At 52.9% G+C, this 24,411-nt stretch carries 17 protein-coding genes; 5 read left to right on the top strand and 12 right to left on the bottom strand.

All coding sequences use genetic code 11. The annotated features are described in order from the left end of the window. The first annotated feature begins 137 nt into the window (after window positions 1–137). Entirely contained in the window at window positions 138–2,924 is a 2,787-nt protein-coding gene (locus C8N36_RS19605) for a bifunctional aconitate hydratase 2/2-methylisocitrate dehydratase (protein ID WP_097806412.1), read from the top strand. A 477-nt stretch (window positions 2,925–3,401) separates the two neighbouring features. On the opposite strand, the gene C8N36_RS19600 is transcribed toward C8N36_RS19605, so the two are convergent. From C8N36_RS19600 to C8N36_RS19570, 7 genes are all read right to left on the bottom strand, one after another. Beyond that, window positions 3,402–4,127: a ribonuclease activity regulator RraA gene (locus C8N36_RS19600; RefSeq protein ID WP_097806486.1), complete on the bottom strand. Its 726-nt coding sequence runs from the start codon at window positions 4,125–4,127 to the stop codon at window positions 3,402–3,404. 50 nt (window positions 4,128–4,177) lie between these two features. Continuing rightward, window positions 4,178–5,218, bottom strand: coding sequence for a DUF475 domain-containing protein (locus tag C8N36_RS19595; RefSeq protein WP_097806411.1), 1,041 nt, complete (start codon window positions 5,216–5,218; stop codon window positions 4,178–4,180). Then, window positions 5,215–6,186: a 2-hydroxyacid dehydrogenase gene (locus tag C8N36_RS19590; protein WP_097806410.1), complete on the bottom strand. Its 972-nt coding sequence runs from the start codon at window positions 6,184–6,186 to the stop codon at window positions 5,215–5,217. The genes C8N36_RS19595 and C8N36_RS19590 overlap by 4 nt, the downstream gene beginning before the upstream one ends. Further along, window positions 6,183–7,814 (bottom strand): ABC transporter ATP-binding protein, encoded by a 1,632-nt coding sequence (locus C8N36_RS19585; protein ID WP_097806409.1) that lies wholly within the window; start codon window positions 7,812–7,814, stop codon window positions 6,183–6,185. The genes C8N36_RS19590 and C8N36_RS19585 overlap by 4 nt, the downstream gene beginning before the upstream one ends. Continuing rightward, window positions 7,807–8,742, bottom strand: a complete 936-nt coding sequence (locus C8N36_RS19580; protein ID WP_097806408.1) for an ABC transporter permease — start codon at window positions 8,740–8,742, stop codon at window positions 7,807–7,809. Before C8N36_RS19580 ends, C8N36_RS19585 begins: the two co-directional genes overlap by 8 nt. A gap of 3 nt (window positions 8,743–8,745) precedes the next feature. Next, window positions 8,746–9,660, bottom strand: a complete 915-nt coding sequence (locus tag C8N36_RS19575) for an ABC transporter permease (RefSeq protein WP_097806485.1) — start codon at window positions 9,658–9,660, stop codon at window positions 8,746–8,748. A 61-nt stretch (window positions 9,661–9,721) separates the two neighbouring features. Then, entirely contained in the window at window positions 9,722–11,227 is a 1,506-nt protein-coding gene (locus tag C8N36_RS19570; RefSeq protein ID WP_097806407.1) for an ABC transporter substrate-binding protein, read from the bottom strand. A gap of 123 nt (window positions 11,228–11,350) precedes the next feature. Between C8N36_RS19570 and C8N36_RS19565 the strand changes: the two genes are divergently transcribed. Continuing rightward, the gene (locus C8N36_RS19565) at window positions 11,351–12,349 is read left to right on the top strand and encodes a LysR family transcriptional regulator (RefSeq protein WP_097806406.1); all 999 of its coding nucleotides are present in this window, start codon (window positions 11,351–11,353) and stop codon (window positions 12,347–12,349) included. Between the two features lie 75 nt (window positions 12,350–12,424). Here the strand turns inward: C8N36_RS19565 and C8N36_RS19560 are convergent, their stop codons facing one another. From C8N36_RS19560 to C8N36_RS19540, 5 genes are all read right to left on the bottom strand, one after another. Next, window positions 12,425–13,435 carry a HupE/UreJ family protein gene (locus tag C8N36_RS19560; RefSeq protein ID WP_211318265.1) on the bottom strand — a complete coding sequence of 337 codons (1,011 nt, stop codon included), beginning with the start codon at window positions 13,433–13,435 and terminating at the stop codon, window positions 12,425–12,427. After that, window positions 13,432–14,283, bottom strand: coding sequence for a peptidyl-prolyl cis-trans isomerase (locus tag C8N36_RS19555; protein WP_097806405.1), 852 nt, complete (start codon window positions 14,281–14,283; stop codon window positions 13,432–13,434). The genes C8N36_RS19560 and C8N36_RS19555 overlap by 4 nt, the downstream gene beginning before the upstream one ends. A 432-nt stretch (window positions 14,284–14,715) precedes the next feature. Next, complete coding sequence (locus C8N36_RS19550; RefSeq protein ID WP_097806404.1) at window positions 14,716–15,264, bottom strand: YaeQ family protein; 549 nt, start codon at window positions 15,262–15,264, stop codon at window positions 14,716–14,718. A gap of 264 nt (window positions 15,265–15,528) precedes the next feature. Then, window positions 15,529–15,936, bottom strand: a complete 408-nt coding sequence (locus C8N36_RS19545) for a GFA family protein (RefSeq protein ID WP_170125929.1) — start codon at window positions 15,934–15,936, stop codon at window positions 15,529–15,531. A gap of 131 nt (window positions 15,937–16,067) precedes the next feature. Further along, window positions 16,068–16,250, bottom strand: a complete 183-nt coding sequence (locus tag C8N36_RS19540; protein ID WP_170125928.1) for a hypothetical protein — start codon at window positions 16,248–16,250, stop codon at window positions 16,068–16,070. A 1,769-nt stretch (window positions 16,251–18,019) separates the two neighbouring features. On the opposite strand from C8N36_RS19540, the gene C8N36_RS19525 reads away from it, so the two are divergent. The 3 genes from C8N36_RS19525 to C8N36_RS24275 all read left to right on the top strand — a co-directional run bounded on the left by C8N36_RS19525 (window position 18,020) and on the right by C8N36_RS24275 (window position 23,704). Then, window positions 18,020–19,561 (top strand): FG-GAP-like repeat-containing protein, encoded by a 1,542-nt coding sequence (locus C8N36_RS19525; protein WP_306456925.1) that lies wholly within the window; start codon window positions 18,020–18,022, stop codon window positions 19,559–19,561. Window positions 19,562–19,631: 70 nt separating this feature from the next. Continuing rightward, on the top strand, window positions 19,632–22,838 hold the full coding sequence (locus C8N36_RS19520) for an FG-GAP-like repeat-containing protein (RefSeq protein ID WP_342769586.1): 3,207 nt from the start codon (window positions 19,632–19,634) through the stop codon (window positions 22,836–22,838). 461 nt (window positions 22,839–23,299) lie between these two features. After that, window positions 23,300–23,704, top strand: coding sequence for a site-specific integrase (locus C8N36_RS24275; protein ID WP_170125927.1), 405 nt, complete (start codon window positions 23,300–23,302; stop codon window positions 23,702–23,704). The last annotated feature ends 707 nt before the right edge of the window (window positions 23,705–24,411 follow it).

Genomic DNA, 24,411 nt, shown 5'->3' with positions numbered 1-24,411 from the left:
CATCATGCCGCCGTCAAAAATCTTGCAAACACATCACCCTCGGTATACGACGGCATACAGTTGGCTTTACGCAGGTCTGGACGTTGTACTGGCCCCGGCGTTTAAGCTTCTTTTAACGCTTAATCTTCGAGGCCTCTATGAGCTTGTACACAGACTATCTAAATGAGATCGAAACGCGGAAAGAGCAGGGTTTACATCCTAAGCCTATTGATGGCGACGCCCTGACACGTGAGATTATCGAGCAGATAAAAGACGTCGACAACGCTCACCGGGCGGAGTCGCTTCAGTTCTTTATCTACAACACCATTCCGGGCACAACCAGCGCCGCCGGAGCAAAAGCCGAATTTCTAAAAGACATCATTCTGGGCAACGCGGTTGTTGAAGAAATCTCCGCAACCTACGCGTTTGAGCTGCTGTCCCACATGAAGGGCGGCCCGTCCGTCAAAGTGCTCTTGGATCTGGCACTCAGCGACGCCGTTGCCCTGCCCGCCGCCGAAGTACTCAAGACCCAAGTGTTCTTGTACGAAGCTGACACCGACCGTCTGACGGAAGCCTACAAAGCTGGCAATGCAATTGCCAAGGACATCCTTGAAAGTTATTCGCAGGCCGAATTCTTTACCAAGCTTCCCGAGATCGACGAAGAAGTTAAGGTTGTCACCTACATCGCCGCCGAAGGTGACGTATCGACCGATTTGCTGTCTCCCGGCAATCAGGCGCATTCGCGCTCTGACCGTGAACTGCACGGAAAATGCATGATTTCCGAATCCGCTCAGGCCGAAATTCAAGACCTGCAAAAACAGCATCCGGACGCACGGGTGATGTTGATCGCTGAAAAAGGCACAATGGGTGTTGGTTCCTCGCGGATGTCCGGTGTGAACAACGTGGCACTTTGGACTGGCAAGCAAGCCAGCCCCTATGTTCCTTTCGTGAACTTTGCTCCTGTTGTTGGCGGCACAAACGGCGTGTCCCCGATCTTTTTGACCACTGTCGGCGTGACCGGCGGCATCGGCCTTGACCTGAAGAACTGGGTCAAAAAGCTGGATGCTGACGGCAACCCGATCATGGGCAACAATGGCGACCCGATCCTTGAAAAAGTATACTCGGTTGATACAGGCACCGTTCTGACAATCAACACCAAGGAAAAGAAGCTGTATAACGAAGATGGCGACAAAGAGCTTGTCGACGTTTCCTCGGCTTTCATTCCCCAAAACGTAGAGTTCATCAAAGCCGGTGGCTCTTACGCGATTGTCTTTGGCAAAAAGCTGCAAACTCTCGCGGCAGAAGTCCTCGGGGTTGTTCCTCCGGTGGTTTATGCACCGTCCAAAGAAGTATCGCACGAAGGCCAAGGCCTGACTGCCGTAGAGAAAATCTTTAACAAAAACGCCGTTGGCGTTGCTGAAGGCAAGGTTCTGCACGCAGGGTCTGATGTCCGTGTGAAGGTCAATATTGTCGGATCCCAAGATACAACCGGCTTGATGACATCACAGGAACTGGAAGGGATGGCTGCGACAGTTATTTCCCCGACAGTTGACGGGGCCTATCAGTCCGGCTGTCATACAGCGTCTGTTTGGGATCTGAAGGCAGAAGCCAACATTCCAAAGCTGATGAGCTTTATGAACAAATTCGGCCTTGTGACCGCGCGCGATCCAAAAGGCGTCTACCACGCCATGACCGATGTTATTCACAAGGTTCTGAATGACATCACGGTTGATGACTGGGCGGTTATCATCGGCGGCGACTCGCATACCCGCATGTCAAAAGGCGTCGCCTTCGGGGCTGACTCCGGCACTGTTGCGCTTGCTTTGGCGACAGGTGAGGCAACCATGCCGATCCCTGAGTCTGTCAAAGTGACCTTCAAAGGCACATTGAAAGACCACATGGATTTCCGCGATGTGGTTCATGCAACCCAAGCGCAGATGCTACAGGAATTTGGTGATAACATTTTCCAAGGCCGTGTGATCGAAGTCCACATTGGCACTTTGATTGCTGACCAAGCGTTTACTTTCACCGACTGGTCCGCAGAAATGAAGGCCAAGGCGTCCATCTGTATCTCTGAAGACGACACTTTGGTTGAATCTCTTGAGATCGCCAAAAGCCGTATCCAGATCATGATCGACAAGGGTATGGAGCATGAAAACCAGACCTTGCACACCTTGATCAAGATTGCGGATCAGCGGATTGCAGAAATCAAATCCGGTGAAAAACCAGCCCTGACACCTGACCAGAACGCCAAATACGCTGCGGAATTCGTTGTGGATCTGGATCAAGTCGTCGAGCCAATGATTGCAGACCCCGATGTGGCCAACATCGATGTCTCCAAGCGCTACACCCACGACACGATCCGCCCTGTATCCTTCTACAAGGGCGAAAAGCACGTTGATCTGGGTTTTGTCGGGTCATGTATGGTTCACAAAGGCGACTTGAAAATCGTGGCTCAGATGTTGAAAAATCTGGAAGAGCACGGCACCAAAATTGAATTCAAAGCACCTTTGGTTGTTGCAGCTCCGACGTACAACATCATCGACGAGCTGAAAGAAGAAGGCGATTGGGGTATCTTGCAAAAGTATTCCGGGTTTGAATTCGACGATGCAGCCCCCAAAACAACGGCCCGTACCGAGTATGAAAATATTCTGTACCTTGAGCGCCCCGGTTGTAACCTTTGCATGGGGAACCAGGAAAAGGCTGCAAAAGGCGATACCGTCTTGGCCACGTCCACACGTTTGTTCAAAGGCCGCGTCGTAGAAGACTCAGCCGAGAAGAGCGGTGAATCCTTGCTGGCCTCGACACCGGTTGTTGTTCTGTCTGCCATCCTTGGCCGGACGCCAACCATGGAAGAATACAAAGCCGCAGTGAAAGGAATTACACTGACGACCTTTGCGCCTCCCATGAGCAAACCCTTGGACCCACTTTCGGTTCACTACTAAACCCTGCATGGCAGTCTAAGCAAACCCGGTTTCAACCGTTCGCTTGAATGCCCGCAGACTGATACTGAGCAACCGCGCGTTCACTAGAACTGCGCGGTTGTTTGTTTCTTGAGTGTGGATTGAGGGATTGGTTTACATCTCGCCAGATAACAGCGCCACCGCAGCGAAACTGATCTGCCTGCTTGCAGGATAGGCAAGTAATTTGCCCTTTCTAACGACACTGACATTGGTTGGTTTTCCGGGATAAGGCAGCGACCTTGTCCGGTTTTGCACCAGACCTAGAGCCTAGGTTTACCCGTTCAGCGACAGGTGCAACTCGCCGGTCAAAATCTCACCCGAATTGATCCTGCCCTTTTTAGGCTGGTTGTTGTGGCATCTACGGGCGGCTGTGCAATACGTGAACCCAACGGAGTGTTCGCGCGAAACTCAACGCCCAAGTTTCGCGCTCGCAACACTTTGATCCATTAGAACTGCCCGTTAGCGACCGTTCTCGGCACGCCACTCATTAAATTCTTTGAGATTTTCTTCTTTGGTCGCGGGGTACAGGCCAATGATTGATGCGCCTGATTGAACCCTGCTCAGCGCAAAATCCTCAAAGGCGGTCATTTCAACGGCTTCCTTGGCAACTTCTTCGGCCATATACGCGGGAATAACGATCACACTGTCGTCGTCACCCACCAGAATGTCGCCCGGGAAAACCGGCGCATCTCCGCAGCCGATAGGGACATTGATGTCTATGGCTTCGTTGGTGGTGAGGTTGGTCGGGCTAGAGGGCCGGCTGTGATACGAGGGCATCTCTAGCTCTCCGATGTTCATCGCATCGCGAAATCCACCGTCGGTCACGACCCCGGCGGCACCGCGCATCATCAGGCGTGTAATCAAAATATCCCCAGCTGAGGCGGCATAGGCGCTCTTGCGGCTGTCCATGACCATCACATGACCAGCAGGGCAGGTTTCAACTGCATGACGCTGCGGATGCATCGGGTTGCGAAACTCTACCAACTGATTGCGATCTTCTCGGGCCGGCATATAGCGCAGGGTAAAGGCCGGTCCGACCATATTCTTGCCTTTTCGAGCAACTGGACGAACATCCTGAATGACCTGATTGCGCAGGCCACGTTTATAAAGAGCTGTGGCAAGCGTCGCGACGGAAACCTTTTCCAGAAGTTCTCTGGTTTCTGATGAGAGCGGGTGTTCGGACATCGGGTTTCCTTTTTTGTGTTGTTGCGAATCTAGTTCTTGGGCGTGAGTGGTCATGTATTTTGCTCGGCATTGTTATGTCTAATTGAAGAGTACAAGGACAGACTGATTAACGCTGCGCCGATCAGTCCGGTAAAAAGCTCGGGGATATGCAAAAGGGACTGGGCATACATAATGATGGAAAGTGCCAACACCGAATAGAATGCCCCATGTTCGAGATACCGAAATTCGGACAGGGTGTTTCGTTCAACCAGCATAATTGTCATCGACCGGACATAAAATGCGCCAATCCCAAGACCAATCGCGATCAAAAACAGATTTTGCGTCAGTGCAAAAGCTCCGATCACACCGTCAAACGAAAAGCTGGCGTCAAGAACCTCAAGATACAAAAAGGCCCCGAACCCACCTTTGGCTGCCGCGCTTTTCACTTCCTTTTCCGAGTCGAGAAAGTGTGCCACCAATTCTACAGCCAAAAAGGTCACCAAACCGCAGACGGCCGCGAACAGGAACGTCGCGCTTTTTCCGAGGGGCAATGCACTGGCCAGCATCAGTGCAGCAAACAGGACTACGGCGATTTCCAAACCGCGAATAGAGGCCAGACTGCGCAAGCGGCATTCCACTGACTTGATCCAATCGACCTCTTTGGATTGATCGATAAAGTAGGTCAGCGAAACCATCATCAAGAAGGTGCCACCAAAAGCGGAAATCCCGATATGGGCGTCATCCATGATCCGCCCATATTCCAGAGGCTCTGTCGCCGCGAGAACAATCGCGGAAATCGGGCCGATTTTGGCGGCCAACACAACAATGGCCAAAGGGAAGACGATCCGCATCCCGAAGACCGCGATCAAAATGCCCCATGTCAAAAACCTGTGCTGCCATTTGGGGTCCATCGTTTTGAGAATGTTGGCGTTGACGATGGCATTATCGAAACTCAACGAGATTTCGAGTACAGCCAGAATGCAGCCAATCAAAAAGAAGGACATCGCGCCGGAAATTGTGCCGGTCGTGTGATAGCCAAGCCAATACGCCAAAACCAATCCGAGGGCCGTAAACACAAATGGCCATCGAAAGTATGCAAGTGTCTGCTTCATGTTGATGCCTTGTACTTGGGACGCGGCCCATCGACCGGCGTGAGAAGCCGCGCGCCTTGAAAGTGAGCGATGAGATTGTCCACTGCCAAGTGCGACATGGCATTGCGCGTTTCGATCGTGCCGCTTGCGTGGTGAGGATTGAGAACGACAGTCTTAAGGCGCGTCAGCGCAGGGTCAGGATTGGGTTCGTTCTTATAGACGTCAAGACCTGCTCCCCCCAATTTACCCGTTTTTAAACAGTCGATTAGCGCGGTCTCATCAACAACACTACCGCGTGCGACATTGATCAGCGTGCCATTGGGCCCCAGTTTTGAAAGGACATTGTGATTGACCAGATCGAGCGTCTCAGATCCGCCCGGAACAACAACAATCAAAATATCGGACCAGTCAGCCAGTTCTTCAGGATCGGCAAAATACGTCAGGTCAGTCTCTCTTTTCCGGCGGCTACAATACCCGACCTCTAGACGCATCGGTTTTAGCCGGGCTGCGATTTCTTGCCCGATCACTCCAAGCCCAAGAATACCCGCGCGTTTCCCCGTGAGACTGGACAACAACGGATATGGCCCATTTTGCCCCCAATCACCGGTCCGCACATAAGCATCGCAAGAAACAAGCTGGCGCGTGGCCGCAAGGATCAACATCACCGCCGTATCAGCCACGTCGTCTTTGAGAGCAAAGGACGTATTGCTCAGCAAAACTCCGTCTGCATGAAGCGCGCTTGCGTCAATTGCCTCAAATCCAGCTGTCATACAGGACACAACTTCGAGTTTTGGCATCAACTGCAATTCCGGTCGGCCAAAGCTGTCGTGGCCTTTAATGATGACGGCGCGACAGTCCTTGCCATGCGCCCGCAAAAAGGCCTCACGATCCGTTGCTTCGTCACACCGTAAAAGATCAAACTTTGCCTCCAGCACGCGAAAGGCGGCTGGCAAAACAGGGGACATCACCATGATCTGAGGGCGGCTCATACTGCAGCCTCCTGCATCTTGCGCAATGCCGTTCGGCGAACCGCTTGAACATCGGGATCCGGGCTAAGGCTGGCTGCGATCAAGCTGCGGGTGTATTTTTCACGCGGGGCATCAAAGATCTGTTCGACCGGACCTTGCTCAACAATTTTCCCGCTTTGCATCACGATCACACGATGGGCAAAATCGCGCACCAAAGGCAGATCATGTGCAATGAAAAGAAAGCTCAACCCAAGATCGTCTTGCAATTGGGTCAACAAGGCCAGAACCTGCGCCTGGATCGAGACATCAAGGGCTGACACCGCCTCGTCGCAAACAATAAGCTTTGGTTCCAGCGCCAGCGTGCGCGCAATCGCGATACGCTGGCGTTGACCGCCGGAAAACTGGTGCGGGTGACGGTACATGTGTTCGGCTTTCAGCCCCACCTGCTCCAACAACTCGCACACCCGCGCCTTCCAATGTTGTTTTGCCAAAATTTCCGGATGGATAACAAATGCCTCTGCGATGATATCAAAGATCGACATACGGGGATTCAACGATTGCGTCGGGTCTTGGAACACCATCTGAATGTCCCGCCGGACCTTGAACAACGCGTTGGCATCCATGCGAATAAGGTCTTGGCCTTGGAACAAAGCTTGACCGCCAGTTGCCTCTTCCAGCCGCAAAATTGTCTTGGCCAAGGTCGACTTTCCCGAGCCAGACTCTCCAACAATTGCAACGGTTTCGCCCGGCAAAACGGTCAGACTGACATCATCCAACGCAACGAAGGCACCATAGTGTTTCGACAGCCCCGAAATTTCAAGAATGGGCTCAGCTCCAGACCCCAAAGGTTCTGCCATATCGCCTTCGCCCGGAATCGCCGCAATCAGCTTTTTGGTATATGGGTGTTGAGGGCTGTGGTAGACGCCGCTGGCGGTTCCGGTTTCAACGATTTGGCCGGCGTTCATCACCACAACGCGATCTGCCACTTCGGCCACCACACCAAGATCGTGGGTGATCAGCAAAAGCCCCATGCCCGTCTCTTCTTGCAATTCTTCCAGCAAGGTCAGGATTTGGGCCTGCACCGTCACGTCCAATGCAGTTGTCGGCTCATCGGCAATTAAAATGTCCGGTTTTAGCGCCAAAGCCATGGCAATCATGATGCGTTGACGTTGTCCGCCGGAAAACTGGTGAGGATAGGCATCGATCTTGGTGTCAGGGTCTGGAATTCCCACCCGCGCCAACAGCTCGATCGTTTTTTCCCGAGTCTGCCCTTTGTTCACACCATGCGCTGTCATCGTTTCAGCAATCTGAAACCCGATAGAGTACACAGGGTTCAAATGGCTCAAGGGATCTTGGAAGATCATTGCAATCCGGTGGCCGTTCAGTTGTCGCCGGTCCTCGGCTGACATCAGCAACACATCCTTGCCCTCGAACAAAATCTCACCCGATGTGATCTCGCCGGGGGGCATGTCGATCAAGTTCAAAATGGCCGAGGCGGAGACAGATTTTCCAGATCCGGATTCGCCCAGAATTGCCAGTGTTTCGCCACGTTCAAGGTGCCAGCTGACATCTCGGACCGCATGAACAGTGCCGTGGGTGGTGTGGAAATCAACAGAGAGGTTTTTGACGTCTAAAAGGTGATCACCCATTTTGCTTCCTCACATTTTCGAGCCGCCAGCGCTGCGCAGGATCAAGCGCCGTGCGCATCCAGTTCGAGACCAGATTCAGGGATAATGTGGTAAGAATGATTGCCAAGCCGGGCCACAAAGACAGCCCCCAAGCTGTGGTTAAATAAGGCCGCCCTAGCGACACCATCAGTCCCCATGTGATCTCGGGTGGTTGAATGCCAATGCCAAGAAACGACAGCGCGGATTCGGCCAACATGACAAAGGCAAAATCAAGCGTGGCTATCGTGACCAAGGTCGGGAAAACAACGGGCAAAATATGGCGAAAGATAATCCGGCGCGTTGAAGCCCCCATAACCTGTGCGGCTTGGACAAACATGCGTTCGCGAACTTCCAATGTCTCGGCACGGGCCGTGCGCAAATATACAGGTATGCGGGTGATCGCCAAAACAATCACCAAATTGAACACCGAACTATCCAACATGAACAACACGATCACCGCAAGTAGAAGCGACGGAAACGCCATGATGATGTCCGCCAGACGCATGATCACCTGACTCCACGTCTTGGTGGTATACCCGGCAACAAGCCCTAGAGCCGTGCCGATAATGAGGGAGAAGAACACAGCGCCGGCGGCTACGAAAATCGTATTCTGCGCAGCCACTATGATCCGCGCAAGCAAAGGCCGACCCAGCGCGTCACCCCCCAGCCAATAGGGCCAGCTTGCCGAAAAATCGAATGGTGGTGCGTTGCGCCCACGCAGGTTTTGTTTGGTTGCGACGTCTTCCAGCAGAAGCGGCCCGAAGAGTGCGCAAAGCACTACAATCAAAAGAAAGACAACCGATACAAAAGCGAATTTGTCATTCCAGAGCATTTGTAGCGTTTGCCCAACCGGATTGGGGGCTTTGGGGATATCTGGCAGGTCAGTGTCTTGGTTTTGGATCTGTGTCATGGGTCAATACCTGATGCGGGGATCTAGGATCGAATAGAGTATGTCGATCAGGAGATTCATGACGAAAATCGCCATGGCCGTAACCATGATCGCAGCCATGACCACCGTGAAGTCACGTTGCAGGATCGAGTCGATCATCAGTTTTCCAACGCCGGGAAAGCCAAATATGGATTCGATGACCACGGCTCCGTTCAACAAGGCCGCTGCCTGATCGCCAATCACCGTGATGACAGGCAGCAAGGCATTGCGCAGTGCGTGGACGAAAATAATTGGGCGGTTCTTGATGCCTTTGGCGCGGGCGGTTTTGACATAGGCCGACCCAAGCGCGGTAATCATCGCCCCCCGCACAATTTGTAGAATAAGACCGAAGGGCCGGATGAACAGCACCGAAACCGGCATAACCCAGTGCCAAACGGTTCCGGTGCCCGACGTCGGGAACCACCCCAGTTTGACGGAAAAGATCACAATGGCGACAATGGCGATCCAAAAGTCTGGTGCGCTTGCCCCGATCAACGAAAAGAACGTTGCGATGCGGTCAAAAACCCCGCCGACGTTGAAGGCCGCCAGCGATCCGAAAATCACCGCAAATACCACAACAAGTGACATGGTCACAAAGGTTAACTGCAAGGTCCAGGCGAACCCGCGCATCACAACGTCAATCGCCGGCTCCGATCTTCGGATTGAATCGCCAAAATCAAAGCGGATCAGGTCAGCCATGTAGCTGAAAAATTGTACGATCAACGGGTCGTTAAGACCGTGGATTTCCCGAAACTGGTTGCGTGCCTCCTCAGAGGCATCCAGCGGCAAATAAAGGCCTGTCGGGTCACCGGTCAGTCGGCTTAGAAAAAAAACCAACAAGACCAGTCCGACAAGAGAAATGGCACTGGCGACAGCGCGTTTTCCCAAGAAATTCAGCATGGCAACAGACCTTTGAAGGGGTGCGGCGCAGGCAAATTCGCTGCCTGCGCCAGAAGTCAAATTACTTGAATTTGATCTGCGAAAGTTGAAGTTCGCTGTTGGTGCGGATTGACGGCGCGAAATCCAGACGTTCGTTGACACGGCTGAACCCAACCATGTGGAACAACATCACGTCGGCAATCGACTCTTCATGAAGGTAGCCGAACAGCGCACTCCACTTGGCTGCACGTTCGTCGCCGGTTGCGGCTGTTGCCTCGGCAATCATCGCGTCAACCTTGGGGTCTGTCAGGCCGGACTGCTGACCTTCGGAGTGGTACTTGAAGTACATCGAGAACACAGGATCACCATTGGCGTTGTCATGCTGCGCTTCGATCAACTGAGGGCCGCGATTTTCCGGGAATGGCTTGGCGTAGCGCTCCAGCCATTCGGCGACTTCAACCATCTCGAGTGTCATCGTAAAGCCGATTTCCTGATACATCGCCAACAACGCTTCCATCGTTTCCAGAACGTTGGCAAAGTTGTTTGTACGGCCGATCAAGGTAATGTTGGTATCAACCGGAACACCGTCCGCACGGGCCTCTTCAAGCAAGGCACGGGCGCGATCGGGATCATAGGCGTAGGGTTTCAAATCTGCGTCATAACCGATGGTGGACGGCGGTGTGATGCCAGTTGCCAGCAGCGTGCCATCGGCAAGGATCGTGCCGACAAAAGCCTCTCGATCGACGGCAAGGTTCAACGCTTCGCGCACACGGCGGTCATTAAGCGGGGCCTGCGCGTGTTCAATCCGAAGGAAGACCGTTTCCGAGTTCGGGTATGAAAAGTCCATTGCCGGATTAACAGCATCCTGAAGCGCGATATTCGGAGCGATGTCGGCTTCACCTGCTGCAACCATAGCCGCCCGTACAGCACTGTCGCTGCGGAACACATATGTTGCGGATTGAACGGTCGGCTGTTCCCCCCAATAAGTCGGGTTGGCCGACAGCGTGATGGATTGACCGCGAACGTATTCATCAAATGTATACGGACCGGTCCCGATTGGATGGTCTACGAAACTATCAAGCGGCGCATCTTGCGGCGTGACCGTTACAGTGGACATCAGCATCGGCAAAATCGGCTGGGCCGGATCTGCGGTGACGTCGATTGTATGCGCGTCGATGATATTGGATGTGATGTCGATGCCGCCAAAGAACTTCGCACCAATTTCGCAGGCAATATCGGGTGATTTCATCCGAACCAGGGAATGCGCAACGTCCTCGGCATCCATGACCGTGCCGTCGCTAAAGGTGACGCCCTGACGAAGCGAGAAGCGCCAAGTGCCATTACCCATATCTTCCCAGCTTTCGGCCAAACGTGGCTCCAGTCCGGTTTTCGGGTCCATTTCGGTTACGGTTTCCGAGATGTTTTGAAACAAAACCCGGCCAACGTTGGATTTAGTGGACGAGCAAGGCTCCACAATTTCAAGCTCTTCGGACAGCACGACCGTGACAGAGTTGTCTTGGGCCTGCGCACCGAAAGCGACTGCTGATGCAAGCGCCGACGCCACAAATAGATGCGTTTTACGAGTCATTTGATCCTCCCTAAATGATAGAGTTCCAGCACTTGTCAAAGCAAAATCTGATGATGAAAGCTGGCCCCCTGCCGATACAATTGGAAAAAAGGGGGGGCGTGTAAATTCCAAATTTGGATTGCAATGATACACAATTTGTATCACGCATTTGGAAATCGCCACCGCGTCAGGAGACTCAAGATGGCCCAAGGACAGTTCGAATATTTCCAAATGAGATGCTTCGTTGCAGTGGCGGAAGAGCTTAGTTTCCGACGGGCCGCAGCCAGACTGAACATGACCCAGCCGCCCTTGTCCCGTCAGATAAAAATCCTCGAGGAAAGGGTCAATCTCCGGCTTCTGGAAAGGAGTAACAAGCGTGTGCGCCTAACTTCTGCAGGAGAAAGTTTTTATCAAAGCGCTGTCGATATTATTCAACGATCAGAGCATGCTGTCTTGAATGCGCGGCAAGCTGAACGAGGGGAAACAGGACATATTGCATTGGGGTTTGTGCCCTCGGCTGCGTTCAAATTCATGCCCTTGATCGCCCAGAGAATGGCCGTTGAAATGCCCTTGGTTTCGCTCTCTCCGATTGAGATGATGGGGTACGAAGTCATTCAGGCCCAGCGGTCCGGGCGGATCGATTTGGGCCTCACCAGAATGGAAAACGCGCGCGGCGAAATAGAGCGCACCAGAGTCATCCATGAGCCCTTTGTTTTGGCGATCCCGAAATCGCACCCCTTGGCCGAAAAAAATGATCTTTCCATCTCGGACTTTGATGGAGAGCCTTACATTTCCTTTACCAAGGACCGCGGCGGGTACTTAAAAGAAACGCTCAACGCGCTTTTCTATGCCTGCAAAATCACGCCCGATACCCGATTGGAGGCAAGCCAGACCCACGCAGTTATTAGTTTTGTGAACCATGGCTTGGGCTTCGCGCTGGTTCCAAAGTCTGCTCAGGTCATTCAGATGGCAGATACAGTCTATCGCGATATCGATCTGCCAACGGAATTTCGGTCGGACATGTATTTGGTGTCCAAATCCGGCACCAGTTCGGTCGTCATTGATGGGGTCAAAGAGCTTATCCACGATGTTCTCAGCCAGTTCCGGGAGCCGGATCGAACCCTAGGCACAGACCTCAAATGAATCTGCACCAAGCATGCCTCAAGGCCGCTTAAAATGACGTGAGCCGTCTGCATGTCGCACAAAGCCTGCGAAGCTTTAGGTCCAGAACCCGCTGACCCGTTCAATCAGCCAAAACGCCGAAATCGAACCGATGCAATAGGCCGGAATCGGATCAGTCCATTTCGGCCAACTGCTCAGAAGTTTTTTGGCCAAATACACAATCGCCAGAACCACGCAAACAAAGGCCAGCTGCCCGAGTTCAACCCCGACATTGAACATCAGCAAAGCCAATGGAATTTCATGTTCAGGCAGGCCAACGTCAGCAAGTGCACCCGCAAACCCAAGACCGTGCAAGAGACCGAAGGTAAAGGCCACCAGCCAAGGAGATCTGGCCGTCAAGCTTGGCTTTCCCTGTTGAATTTTCAGCATTTCGCCGGCCAAAAACAAGATCGATAATGCGATAATCGCCTCAACTGGCGGTCCCGGAACCCAGATCAGGCCAAGCGTCGCCGCAGCAAGGGTTATACTATGCGCGGCGGTGAATGCAGTGATCGCCCAAAGCAACCGTTTGGTTGGCCCCACAATCAGTAAAAGCGCCAAAACAAACAGAAGGTGATCAAAGCCGGCCAGAATGTGTTCAAACCCCAAGACGGCATAGTCCCAAGTGATTTGGACCGCTGTCTTGGGGCCTTCAACGATCATCCACGGCTGAGATGGTTGTAGCAGCGTCGTCGTTGCCACCCCATTAGCAAAAGCGATCCGCACAAGCACGTCTGTTCTGCTGTCACGCAACCCGCTGATCTCGATCCGGCTGCCCAAGAACGTCTCAGGTTCGGCCTTGACCAAGCGGCGCTCTAACACCGACGTTGGGAAATCTGTGGTCACCGGAGGAGTCAAGGTTTCGATGTTTTCCGGCAGAACCAGCTGCAACACAGGCATCTTGGCCGACAGCTTTGGGCTGCGCCAAATCACATTGAACCTGCCCTCGGAAACCTCGGCAAACTCGAGGTAGCCGGGTTGTGAATCGTCCGCCTGCGCCATGCCACTTAGCAGTGCACCGCAAACCCCTAAAACCGTAATGAATAGAAAAATCCGGCGCAATATCATGGATCAGAAGCCTCGACAGAAGGTTCGAAAACAACCTCATACCGCGATAGCAAGGCTTGGTACGTTTCTTCTTCCAAAGCTATCTTTCGGTCATGTTGCCATTCCTGCACGACCTTTTCGCGCATGTCGGCCAAGTCAGGCAAACGCCCCTCGACCTTTTTGCGCACAAAAACCAAATGCCAACCGAATCCCGACCGGACAGGCCCTGCCCATGCCCCTTCCGATACAGACATAAGCCCGTTTGAAAATCCATTTCCAAACGCCCGGTCAAAGATTGAAACCGACTGCAAATCATAGCTGGCAGGCAGCATAAGAACATCGCCCAGTTGGGTGGCATCTTCGCCAGCATTCAGGCGCGCCAGTATATCGGCGGCATCTGTTTCAATGTCCGAATGCTTGTCCGGGTTCAAATAAACGTGCTCAAAAGCGATTTGAGGCTCAAGCTGAAACCGCTCCGGGTTTTGATCCAAAAAAGTTTTCAGGTCTTCTTCTCGCGGCGGCGTGGCTGCTGAAACGTCTTCCAGAACAAATTCCATTTTCTGACGCAAACGGCGCCGGATCACGCTGTCGCCCATGTCCAACCCCAAATTCAGTGCCTCGCGGTAGAAGACTTCGTCACGGATATGCTCGGAAATCAACAGGTCACGTTCCTGAGCGGTTGGGGCGCGTGTCCATGTCCGCGTAAAGGCCGATTCGAGCTGTTCTATTTGCCCCGAAGTTATAAGGATCCGATTGGGCGGGGCCTCTTCTTCCGAATTGAGCGCGCCAAACAAGGCAAAAAGACCAGCCCCAACAACCAAAAAATGCAGCATCGGTTCACGAATGATCGTTTTAAAATCTAGTTTCATGGAAAGAGGTCACCTTAAACGACAGAGTTGATCATCTGAGGTATTGTTACGTGGATTTCCGAACCTTAGAAAGACCGCAGGATTTATTTTTGCGGACAAGACAGCGCTGCGCCTGCTGCAAGGTGCCGCCAATCGTATTTGATGATCGGTCTTGGCTCGCTGTTATAAAGCGAGCGCGCCAACACAGTTTATCCCCATGGTCCAAAGCATTGGTCCCATCCGGATACAGACAGGCCTCACTGAACGTCTGCTGATGCAGTGACCCTTTGCACGTGCTTCACCCAGCCAAAAGCCCAGCGCCAAGTTGAACAATTTGACGTAGAAGGCGACCTATCGATTTTGCTTGGCCAAAGATTGCAAATCATTGGGCGAAAGCGAAGCTATGCACACCTGACGCACGTGATCACAAACCATACCCGATTGCGACGAGCGTCAATGCCCGGCGTCTTTCCATTTGACCGGTGTCACGTAAACGATGCGGTCGTCGACACTGACCATCACTTCGCCGTCCTGAATATTTACCTGAAGCTTCATTGAACGGCTTGCCAGTTTTGCCAGCTCTCTGGTTTCATTCTCGGGAAGGTTTATCACCTGAAGATTGTCAAACCGGGTGGTACTGTTTTTGATCTTGTCCCACCACACCTCGGCCGTTCTGCCACCGTAGGGATAAACAATCACTTCGCTGGCTTTACCGCAGGACTGACGCATCACCTTCTCGCTTGGAAGCCCCAAGGCGACCCACAACTCAAGTTCGCCGCTCAGGCTCTTTTGCCAAATGTCTGGTTCGTCATCTGTAGAAAGGCCCTTTGTCATCTCCAGATGCTCATGTGCATTCAGCGCAAAAGCGAGAATGCGCACCATCAACCGCTCATCCGTCTCCGAGGGATGTTTGGCAACGGTCAGTTTATGGGTTTCATAATAGTGACGATCCATATCGGAAACGGAAAGTTCAACTCTATAAATGGTGGCTTTTTGCGCCATGATTTTTCCAGACAAAACGAAGATAGGGATGCCTAGTGCGTATGCGGACTTTGTGAAAGCAGATAACGCTGCCCTTCAATATAAGCGGCATTGCCAAATTGTTTGATTTTTGAGGAGAAACCGCCGCATTTGATCCGCCCGATGCAGCCCAATCAACAGACGCCTCTGTGCAGTGGTGCCCCTGCGATGACGGCCAAAAGGCCCAACCAGTCTTCAGCAGTGATAATGCCCCCGGAGCAAAACGTCTCAGGAGGCACCTTGAGTTTAGCCCGGCATTTTCTCGAAGGCAGGAAGCGCTTCGTCCAAAACGGTCGAGTCCAATTTACTTGAAACATACACATTCACCTTGGGAGTGAATTCTTGTTGTTCATTGATGACACCCGCGCGCAAACCGAGCATACCTTCACGCGCTGAGTTCTGCGTGAAAAGCGGTGTGCCGCAGTTTTCGCAGAAATGTTTGGTCATTACTGTTCCGGCATCCGATTTGTGTTGGTACGTTTTCGGTGTGCCTGTGATCTTCACATCGTCCTGTTTCATGAACATCAAGGAGGCATAGGCACTGCCTGTAGACTGGCGGCACGCTGTGCAATGGCAATTTGCCATGACGGGAACCTCGCCTTCGGCTTCGAATGAGATGGCACCACAGAGGCATTCGCCGGTGAGTTTGGTCATAGGTTTTTCCTTCGTTTCCGACATCATGGATATCACGCCACTCAAAACATTGCGATGATCATTACGGATTGAGGAAATGCCCCTGACATGGGAATGATCGCAAGACCTATCGGTCACGTCTAAGATGCACTTTATTCACGTGTCGCGCAGTGCGGTTTGCAGCAGTCAGGTTCCCCAAAGGGCGAAACGTCGGTCTTCGCATCCTTTGGGCGCGCACCAAAGAACGATCCCTTGCCGTCGCTGGCGATATAGTCGGCAAGCCCCAAGCCCGCCGAGGGAGCACCCGAGGCTTCGATGGCAAGGTCGTCGCACAACACCTCCTCGATCACTCACCGGCGAAAATTTCCGCGGATCACAGGGGCCGCATCATCGATGCCAAAAGTTTTGCCACGCTCGAACTCCATGGGTCCGGTGGCTGCCAAGATGCATCGACCACCCAATTGGGGAATGTGCAGTTGTTCTCGATCCAGCCGGCACGATCAGGATCAGATAGGCGCGCAAGCCTCAGCAGCGTCTGACGTAGGATCCCCCCGTTTCATTGGAAGGTGTCACAGGTTTGCCCAGTGAATGGCCTGAACCCGCCGCGCGGCGCGGTTTCACGGCTGGGGTCGTGGCTCCGAATGCTGTGCGGGGCGCATCGTGCTAGGTGTCCGTATGGTCGGCATCAAAGGCTTTGACCTCTTCTACAGGGACAAAACCAATCATCGGGCCCATGACTTCGGCAGACCAACAATTCGGTCCAACTCATTGAAATTGCTCAGACCTATATGCACAATGCCTTGGGTGTTCCAGATCGGTCGCCGATCGGCCTGCGGGCACCTCGGTTTCGACTGCCGCCTTTTTTTGTTCGGGTTACTTACCATTTCGAAGTGTTCCTTTGACTTGGCCCATTTCAAAAACCCCTTGGCAGTGTCGACTTGCTTGGAGCTTGCAGTAAAGGCAAGTGCCAAGGAACAGACCCAGCCCATGCCCTTGTTGGTCACTTGCATCGAGCCTTGAAGAAGCCAGTCACATCCGCAACAGAAGATGTTTCGGGATTGCGCAAGTCGCTAATGTTGCGTCACCCCAAGTTGCGCGCCTGCCACCATTGAACAGCGCACAGTTCTCGTTGTGACCATTTGCAGATGCACCGCAAGGTGCCCGAAGCAGTCATCAGGTCGGCGCAATAGATGACCGCAGAGTGCCACTCAGGGGAATCAAGCTGTGGGTTCCAATTCATGTCAAACCAGTCCGCACCAATGCGTTTGCGACAATCCCAAGAAAGGCTATGTTCTCGCCCCAGGCAGCTTTACCGCGCTGGCAAGTTCCTTAGGTGCCTTTTCGGGATGATGTGCAGCGGCAGCCATTTTCACCGAGTTGAGTGTATCACAGCGCGCCGCTTGGACACGGATACTCAACCATGACCCCGACGCTTTTTGCATTGCCCGCCACAACAACGTCACGTTGTGCTGGTGGTCGCCTGGACAGGAATCCGAAAACCAATAGGAGAATCCTCACCAGCGGCCCCAAGAGCTGAAGCGTGCGCCGCAACTTCGACTGTTTGTAGCAGGCTAGCATCGAACAAATCTTAGAAATGCGGGATCACCGCCCCAATCAGACCTGTCGATTTTCCATTCCGCCTTGCCGCCAGAAAATTATAGAATTAGCCGACCTCGGCCAAACCCTGTTTGATCTTCTTTGCATAGACAGAAGGGCATAGTCTTCATCTTTAAAGTAACGCGCCATTGTCGGACGCGAGATCGAGATTGCCTCCGCAAGTGCCTGCATCGTTCGGATCTTTGGCATGGTCATCTGTTCAACGCTGTTGTTTTGTGCAGTGGTTGATACCCTCTTCGATCCCACGTATCCAACTTTGCATATGTCGGCGACATCACACGGCAATCCGCGCATGCGCGATCTGATCAAGGCGACGCTGCGCCGCGTTAATGCGGCTGGCGACCAAAAGGTGCATTTCTTCTTCATTTGACAGTTTTATCTTCAACATCAGATACATCTTGGCTCGCCGTCCATTTGTGCCGGGCCATCTCAGCGTTTGTACCAATCATGGACCGCAAGGTCTTGAATGGTCGAATTCGAATGACTTTTGACGCCGTTTAGGTTTAGGTGCACTCCACAGATTTCTTCCATTTTATTGCTACCGACATTCAACCAGATATTTCCGGTACTCGGGTATATTGCCATTAAAGAGCCCACATCACCGACATCCGTTTCAAGCCCCTACATAGTACATAATTCGACCGGATCCTCGCTGTCACATATCAATGTTGGCTACGGAGGTTCACCCGCATTTGCGGACATTGATGGAGACGGTGATCTTGATCTTGTCATGGGGTCAGCCGATGGCACGATTCTTAGTTGGCGAAATGACAATGGCATCTACAATTCGACAGGCGTATCTAACCCCTTTGCCGGTATTGATGTCGGTACAAACAGCAAGCCTGTGTTCGCGGATATTGACGGGGACGGCGACCTTGATCTTGTGGTTGGGGACCAAACCGGGGCGCTGGCGACTTGGCGGAATGACGGAAACGGCGGCTACCTAAGAACATACGCAGACCCCACTCCGCATGTGGATACCTCGCTCGATCTTTCTGACCCCTTCGGGCTGGCGGATGAAATTCAGCGTATTCAGGATGAATTGGCAGAGCTGACCAACCCGTTCTCCGAAATTGATGTCGGGTATGCCAGCCGGCCGCAGTTCATGGATATAGATGGTGACGGCGATCTTGACCTTGTGGTCGCTGCGTCGGCCGGCTCGGTGAACAGTCCAACGTTTTGGGTCGAAAACACCCAAGGTGCATTCCCCCCCTACGACGTCAACACACCGCAAATCTACGCCACTCGCAACGTAACAGTCGAAGAAAACCAAGTTAACGCCAGAACAGAAACCATTTTCGCGGACGCCATTGTCCTTGATGTAGAAGGCAACTTCACCACCGGCGGTTTGGTCGTGTCGGGCCTGCTGGTAGAAGACCGGGTGTCGGTGCTTGAAATAGGCGGCATCACTGTCTCGGGCAGTAGAATCAAGTTCAATGGAGTGGAAATCGGAACTTTCACGGGCGGGAATGGCACGGACCTTCAGGTGACCTTTGGCAGCTACGCCAGTACTGCGGCAGTACAGGCCACAGCCCGTGCGCTGGGGTATTCCAACTCCAGCGACACACCTACACTAAGCCGGGATTTTACGGTTAGGGTGACTGAGAAAACTCAGCTTCACGCAACCACGACGGTCACGCTGGATATAACGCCCCAAAACGATAGCCCTCAGTTCGCAAATGCCCCAACGTCCATCACTGTAGAGGAAAATGCAGCAAACGCAGCGCCCGTGGCGCTGGCTGCAGATATTTTGGTAACGGATGCAGAAGGGAACATTTCGGACGGGACATTGACTGTGTCTGGTTTGCTATCCGAAGACCGCGTGTCGTTGCGCGACGCAGGCGGTATCACAGTCGTAGACAACACAGTCCTCTACAATGGTGTGAACATCGGTAGGGCTTCGGGCGGCGTTGGCGCGGATTTTTCTGTGACGTTTAACGGATCTGCCACATCTGCTGCCTTGCAGGCCACGACGCCGGCGCTGGGATATGGCAATGTAAGCGACAGCCGACCGCCCTGCGCGATCTGACTATCACAGTAACGGACGGCGATGGCCTTTCCTTGTTCCTTAGGACGCAGACGATTCACCATTTTCTGGTATTGATGTCGGCAATCTGAGCATACCAGCCTTTGCCGACATTGATGGTGATGGCGATCTTGACCTTGTGGTAGGAAACAGCGATGGCACACTCGACAGCTACGAAAACAACAACGGCGTCTTCAGCTTGCTGGTTGATCCACCCAGCCCTTATGCCGATATCAACGAAGTCATATTTTCCGATCGAAAGGCAGCCTTAACTTATTTAACCGTGTATCAAACACTAACCGGTGAAGCGTTACCGCAGGAAATGATCGAAGATGTCATCGGGCAGCCGTTCCACACCAGGACCGAATACCTTCCTGACACGTTGGATTTCCTGCTTGGTCTCAAAGACGCACTTGAAGCATTATACTATAAATCAGTTGATCTGGAGAACCCGTTCGAGGGCATCGACGTTGGCAGCAACAGCACCCCTGCCTTTGCAGACATCGACGATGACGGTGATATTGATCTTGTTGTGGGTTCGGCTGATGGGACACTGCGCGTTTGGCTAAATGACAACAACGTCTACACTGAACCCGTTTGGTATATTAACCCGTTTAACAGCATCGATGTTGGCTCAAACAGTGCGCCTACGTTTGGCGACATCGACGGTGATGGTGACCTTGATCTTATCGTGGGGTCAGACAGCGGCCATCTGCAAACCTGGCTAAATTTCCCTGATCAAGGCGAATACCGTACAATCGGATTTCTGGACCCGTTCAAAACCATCTCTGGCTTCACAAGCGTAGTTGCCGAATCCCGAACCGGAAATCAGGCGGCAATGCCTGCCTTTGCCGACCTAAATGGTGATGGACTTGACGATTTGGTGATTGGCGGCGGGAACGTCTCTTCGGATAACCGTATTGAGAGCTTTCTAAACGCATATGACGATGAAAGAGGCATCCACACTGGACTTAGATTCACTCAGTTAAATTGGTCAAACCCGTTTGACTCTGTTGAGCTAGACGAAGCCAACGCACCCGTTTTCATCGATATCGACAATGATGGCGACCTTGATGTCGTGGTAGGGCTAGAGGACGGCACCCTACCCCTGATTGAGAATCTGGAATCCTCTGTGGTCATCACAGTTGGCGTAACAGAGCAACAAGAAGCACCGGTCATTTCAGGCGCACCAGCCGCCGTTACCGTGACAGAAAACACCGTAAACGCCGCGCCCGTAGCGCTGATTTCAGACATCGTGATTACGGACGCTGAGGATTTCTTTATAGCCGGAACATTTACGGTTGAAGGCTTGCTTGCCGAGGACCGGATTTCCCTGATTGATACGGGCGGCATATCGGTCGCAGGCCAAACCGTCAGCTTTAACGGAATTCAGATTGGTCAAACATCAGGTGGCATCGGCGCGCGTTTTGCGGTGACGTTCTTCGAAAACGCCTCGACCGCTGGGGTGCAGGCCGTGGCCCGCGCCATCGGTTACTCTAATATCAGCGATACCCCGACGCCAAACCGCAGTTTGACAGTCACAGTGCGGGATGGCCACGCAGCCGAGGCCGTTACAAACCTAACGCTCAACGTGACCCCGCAAAACGACGCGGCTGAGATTAGCAGTGCGCCCGCCCTGTCTTTGACGGTCGCGGAAAATACTGTCAACGTCGCGCCGGTTGCGCTGGCTGCTGCCATCGTTGTGACCGATGCAGAAGGAAATTTTGACGGCGGCACCGTCGCCGTGCGGGGCCTGCTGGCCGAAGATCGGATTTCCCTGATTGAAACAGGCGGCATATCGGTTGCAAGCGAAACAGTTAGCTACAACGGCTTGGTTATTGGCGAAACATCGGGCGGAACTGGCGCGGGTTTTACCGTGACCTTTAACGCAAATGCTACCACTGCAGCAGTGCAGGCCACTGCCCGCGCGCTCGGCTATGCCAATGTCAGCGACACTCCAACGCCCAGCCGCGACCTGACTATCACTGTGACAGACAACTCAGGCGGGTTCAAATTCCATGAGGCCGACGCCGCGCCATTCTCGGGTATTGGTGTTGGCAGCGAAAGCGCCCCGACGTTTACGGACATTGATGGGGACGGCGATCTTGATCTTGTCGTGGGTGACGATTTAGGCAAGCTGCGCAGCTGGCGCAACGACAATGGTGTTTACAATCAAACCGAGTTGGTGAATCCATTCGGAAGCTTTGACGTCGGCTACCGTAGTAAACCTGTGTTCACGGATTTTGATGGCGACGGCGATCTTGACTTGGTTGTTGGCGAATACTTTGGCACGCTTTTGAGTTGGCGGAACGACGGGAACGGCATCTACACCAGCCTTCCGATTGGGTCGAACCCTTTTGATGGAATCGACCCCGGTTTTGAAAGCGCGCTTGCTTTTGCAGATCTCGATGGCGATGGCGATCTTGACCTAATTGTAGCCGATGGTGACACGCTTCTTAGTTGGCGAAACGACGACGGTGTATACACCACCGTCGACTGGACCAACCCGTTTGACGGGATAACGATTGGCGGACGCAACACGCCAACAGTTGCGGATATTGACGGGGACGGTGATCTTGATCTTGTTGTTGGAGCCCAAGATGGCACTCTTCGGTTTGTTGGAAACATTCAAGCAACCGTAAGGATTAGCCTTGGGGTGACGGAAGAAAATGACGGGGTCACCTTGATCGGAGACGACACCAACGATATCTTAGTCGGTGGCGCGGGCTTTGACACGCTTGTTGGCAAAGGCGGCAGTGACCGCCTACACGGCGGTGCGGGCGGGGATTCTCTATCCGGCGGTCTTGGGGTCGATTGGCTGCAATACACCGGATCCGCAACAGGCGTGACCGTTGACCTCAACTTCGACAGCTTTGGCTTTCAGGCCGCCGATGGCGGAGACGCAACCGGCGACGTCATTTCGGGTTTCGAGCGTATCAATGGATCTGATCACGCCGATCGCCTGACCGGCAACGACCAGAACAACGTTCTGATCGGCAGAGACGGTGAGGACACGCTTGTCGGCGGCGACGGTGATGATCACCTGCGCGGCGGTGCGGGCGCGGACACATTTGTCTTCGCCGGCGGCGATGGCAGCGATCGAATAAATGGAGAAACCGGTACGGACATCTATCAGCTGACCGGGTTTGACAGCAACAAATTCTCCATTGTCCGGACGGCTAATTCCAATTGGACTATAACCGAAACGGCAACTGGCCATATTGATACATTGATCAGCGTTGAAATTCTTGAATTTGATGACCAGACTTTTTCGGTTTAATCTCAATAAATTAGTCTCGTCCTTGTTCGCAACCTTCCCGGCATTGTACCATGCAACTCATGAGCCAACCAACAATCCAATAAGCGAAACGATTTTTCAGGCTTCTACATTTGACCCTAGTCAAAGTTCCTTCCTGACTTGAACCGAGACTGTCAGTTTACAACCTGCGACCTAGGGCGGCCAATTTTCCTATCGTCCTTCTATGCAAGAATTGCATGGGCAAGGGGGTGCCCAATGCTGAATATGGTCTGCGAATTTGTGTTCCTGTTGCCATTCTTACAACGATTTCCGCGCATCGCCGAATTGAAGGACGGCAGAAAGGCTGGCCGATGGTTTTCGCAGCTGGAACTGCATGTCCTTCCCAAACCGGGAAAAATTCCTGTTTCCGAAATTGACCAACGCGACATCCGCGACACCTTGGCCCGATTTGGCACGACAATTCCGATACAACCCGCAAGACCATGAACCGGCAATCTGCCTGCGCCCTACTGTGGCAAAACGTGCCCGAGTTTAATCAGGGCTTGAGTGAAAGTAACGTGACGCACTTGGCCCTGCGCTTGCTAATTCTGACAGCCGTTCGGTCATGTCCATTTCGCTTCCCGCATATGGATCCAATTGAAGGCGATGTTTGGACCATTCCTGGCGAGGCGAGGAAGGAGCGCAAAGATCCGGCTTCGGATTTTCGTGTTCCCTTGAGCGCTGAGGCCCTAACGGTGATCGAACAAGCCAATCCCATTGTCCGTGTCGGATACCAGTTCCCCCGCAACCGCAAAGGCGTTATTTATGACATGACAATGAGCAACCTCATGAAGAGATGCGGTATGGACGCCCGCACGGGTTCGGGTCCAATCTTCGCGATTGGTTAACAGAAGCAACCGGCACGCCTCACGACATAGCAAAAGCCGCGTAGGGCCACACACTGCAACACTTGGCTTCTCAGTGGAACAAAACTCGAAATTTTGCCTTTTCTGGACGATGCCCCTTAATATTGCCAAACAGATGGCCGGACCATCTGGCCTGATTGCTGAATCTACTTGCAAAAGGTGCCATTTCGCGAGGAGGCTACACCCCATCCAAAGTAATGCGGGAATGAATCAAGGACAGGGCATTCCTCCTAGCGGTAAACGCAATAATTCGTGTAAAAACACTGCAAGCTGCAGCTGGGATTGCATACGTATGGAATCCCAGCACCCGAAGCCCAGTAAAGGCTAGCTCTTTGGAAGCACTTTATACTCAGACATGGCGGACAGGCTCACCCTCTTTAAGGAAAAGTTCAAAATGAACACACGAACACCAAGAGCAAACATCATGATTAAATCTGGGAACGTGAATTAACCAGCTCCCCTGAACCTACCGGTGAAAAGAGGGGCAGGCGGCGCTGGTTCCTAAGGGAAACCTAAATCTGTGTGAAGTGCCCCTAGATCTGCATACGGTTTTCTTGGTAATTTTGAAACCAAGGACAGGCGGAGATGAGCAAGGGAATTCGGTCTACAGATGAGTTTTAGCAGGACGCTGTGGCGCAGGTCGTTGAGCGTGGCTGAGCGACTGGGGATTTGCACCAAATCTATGTAAA

This window comes from Pelagimonas varians, from assembly GCF_003208435.1.
GTDB lineage: Bacteria > Pseudomonadota > Alphaproteobacteria > Rhodobacterales > Rhodobacteraceae > Pelagimonas > Pelagimonas varians.
This window is presented reverse-complemented; position numbering and strand designations above follow the sequence as displayed.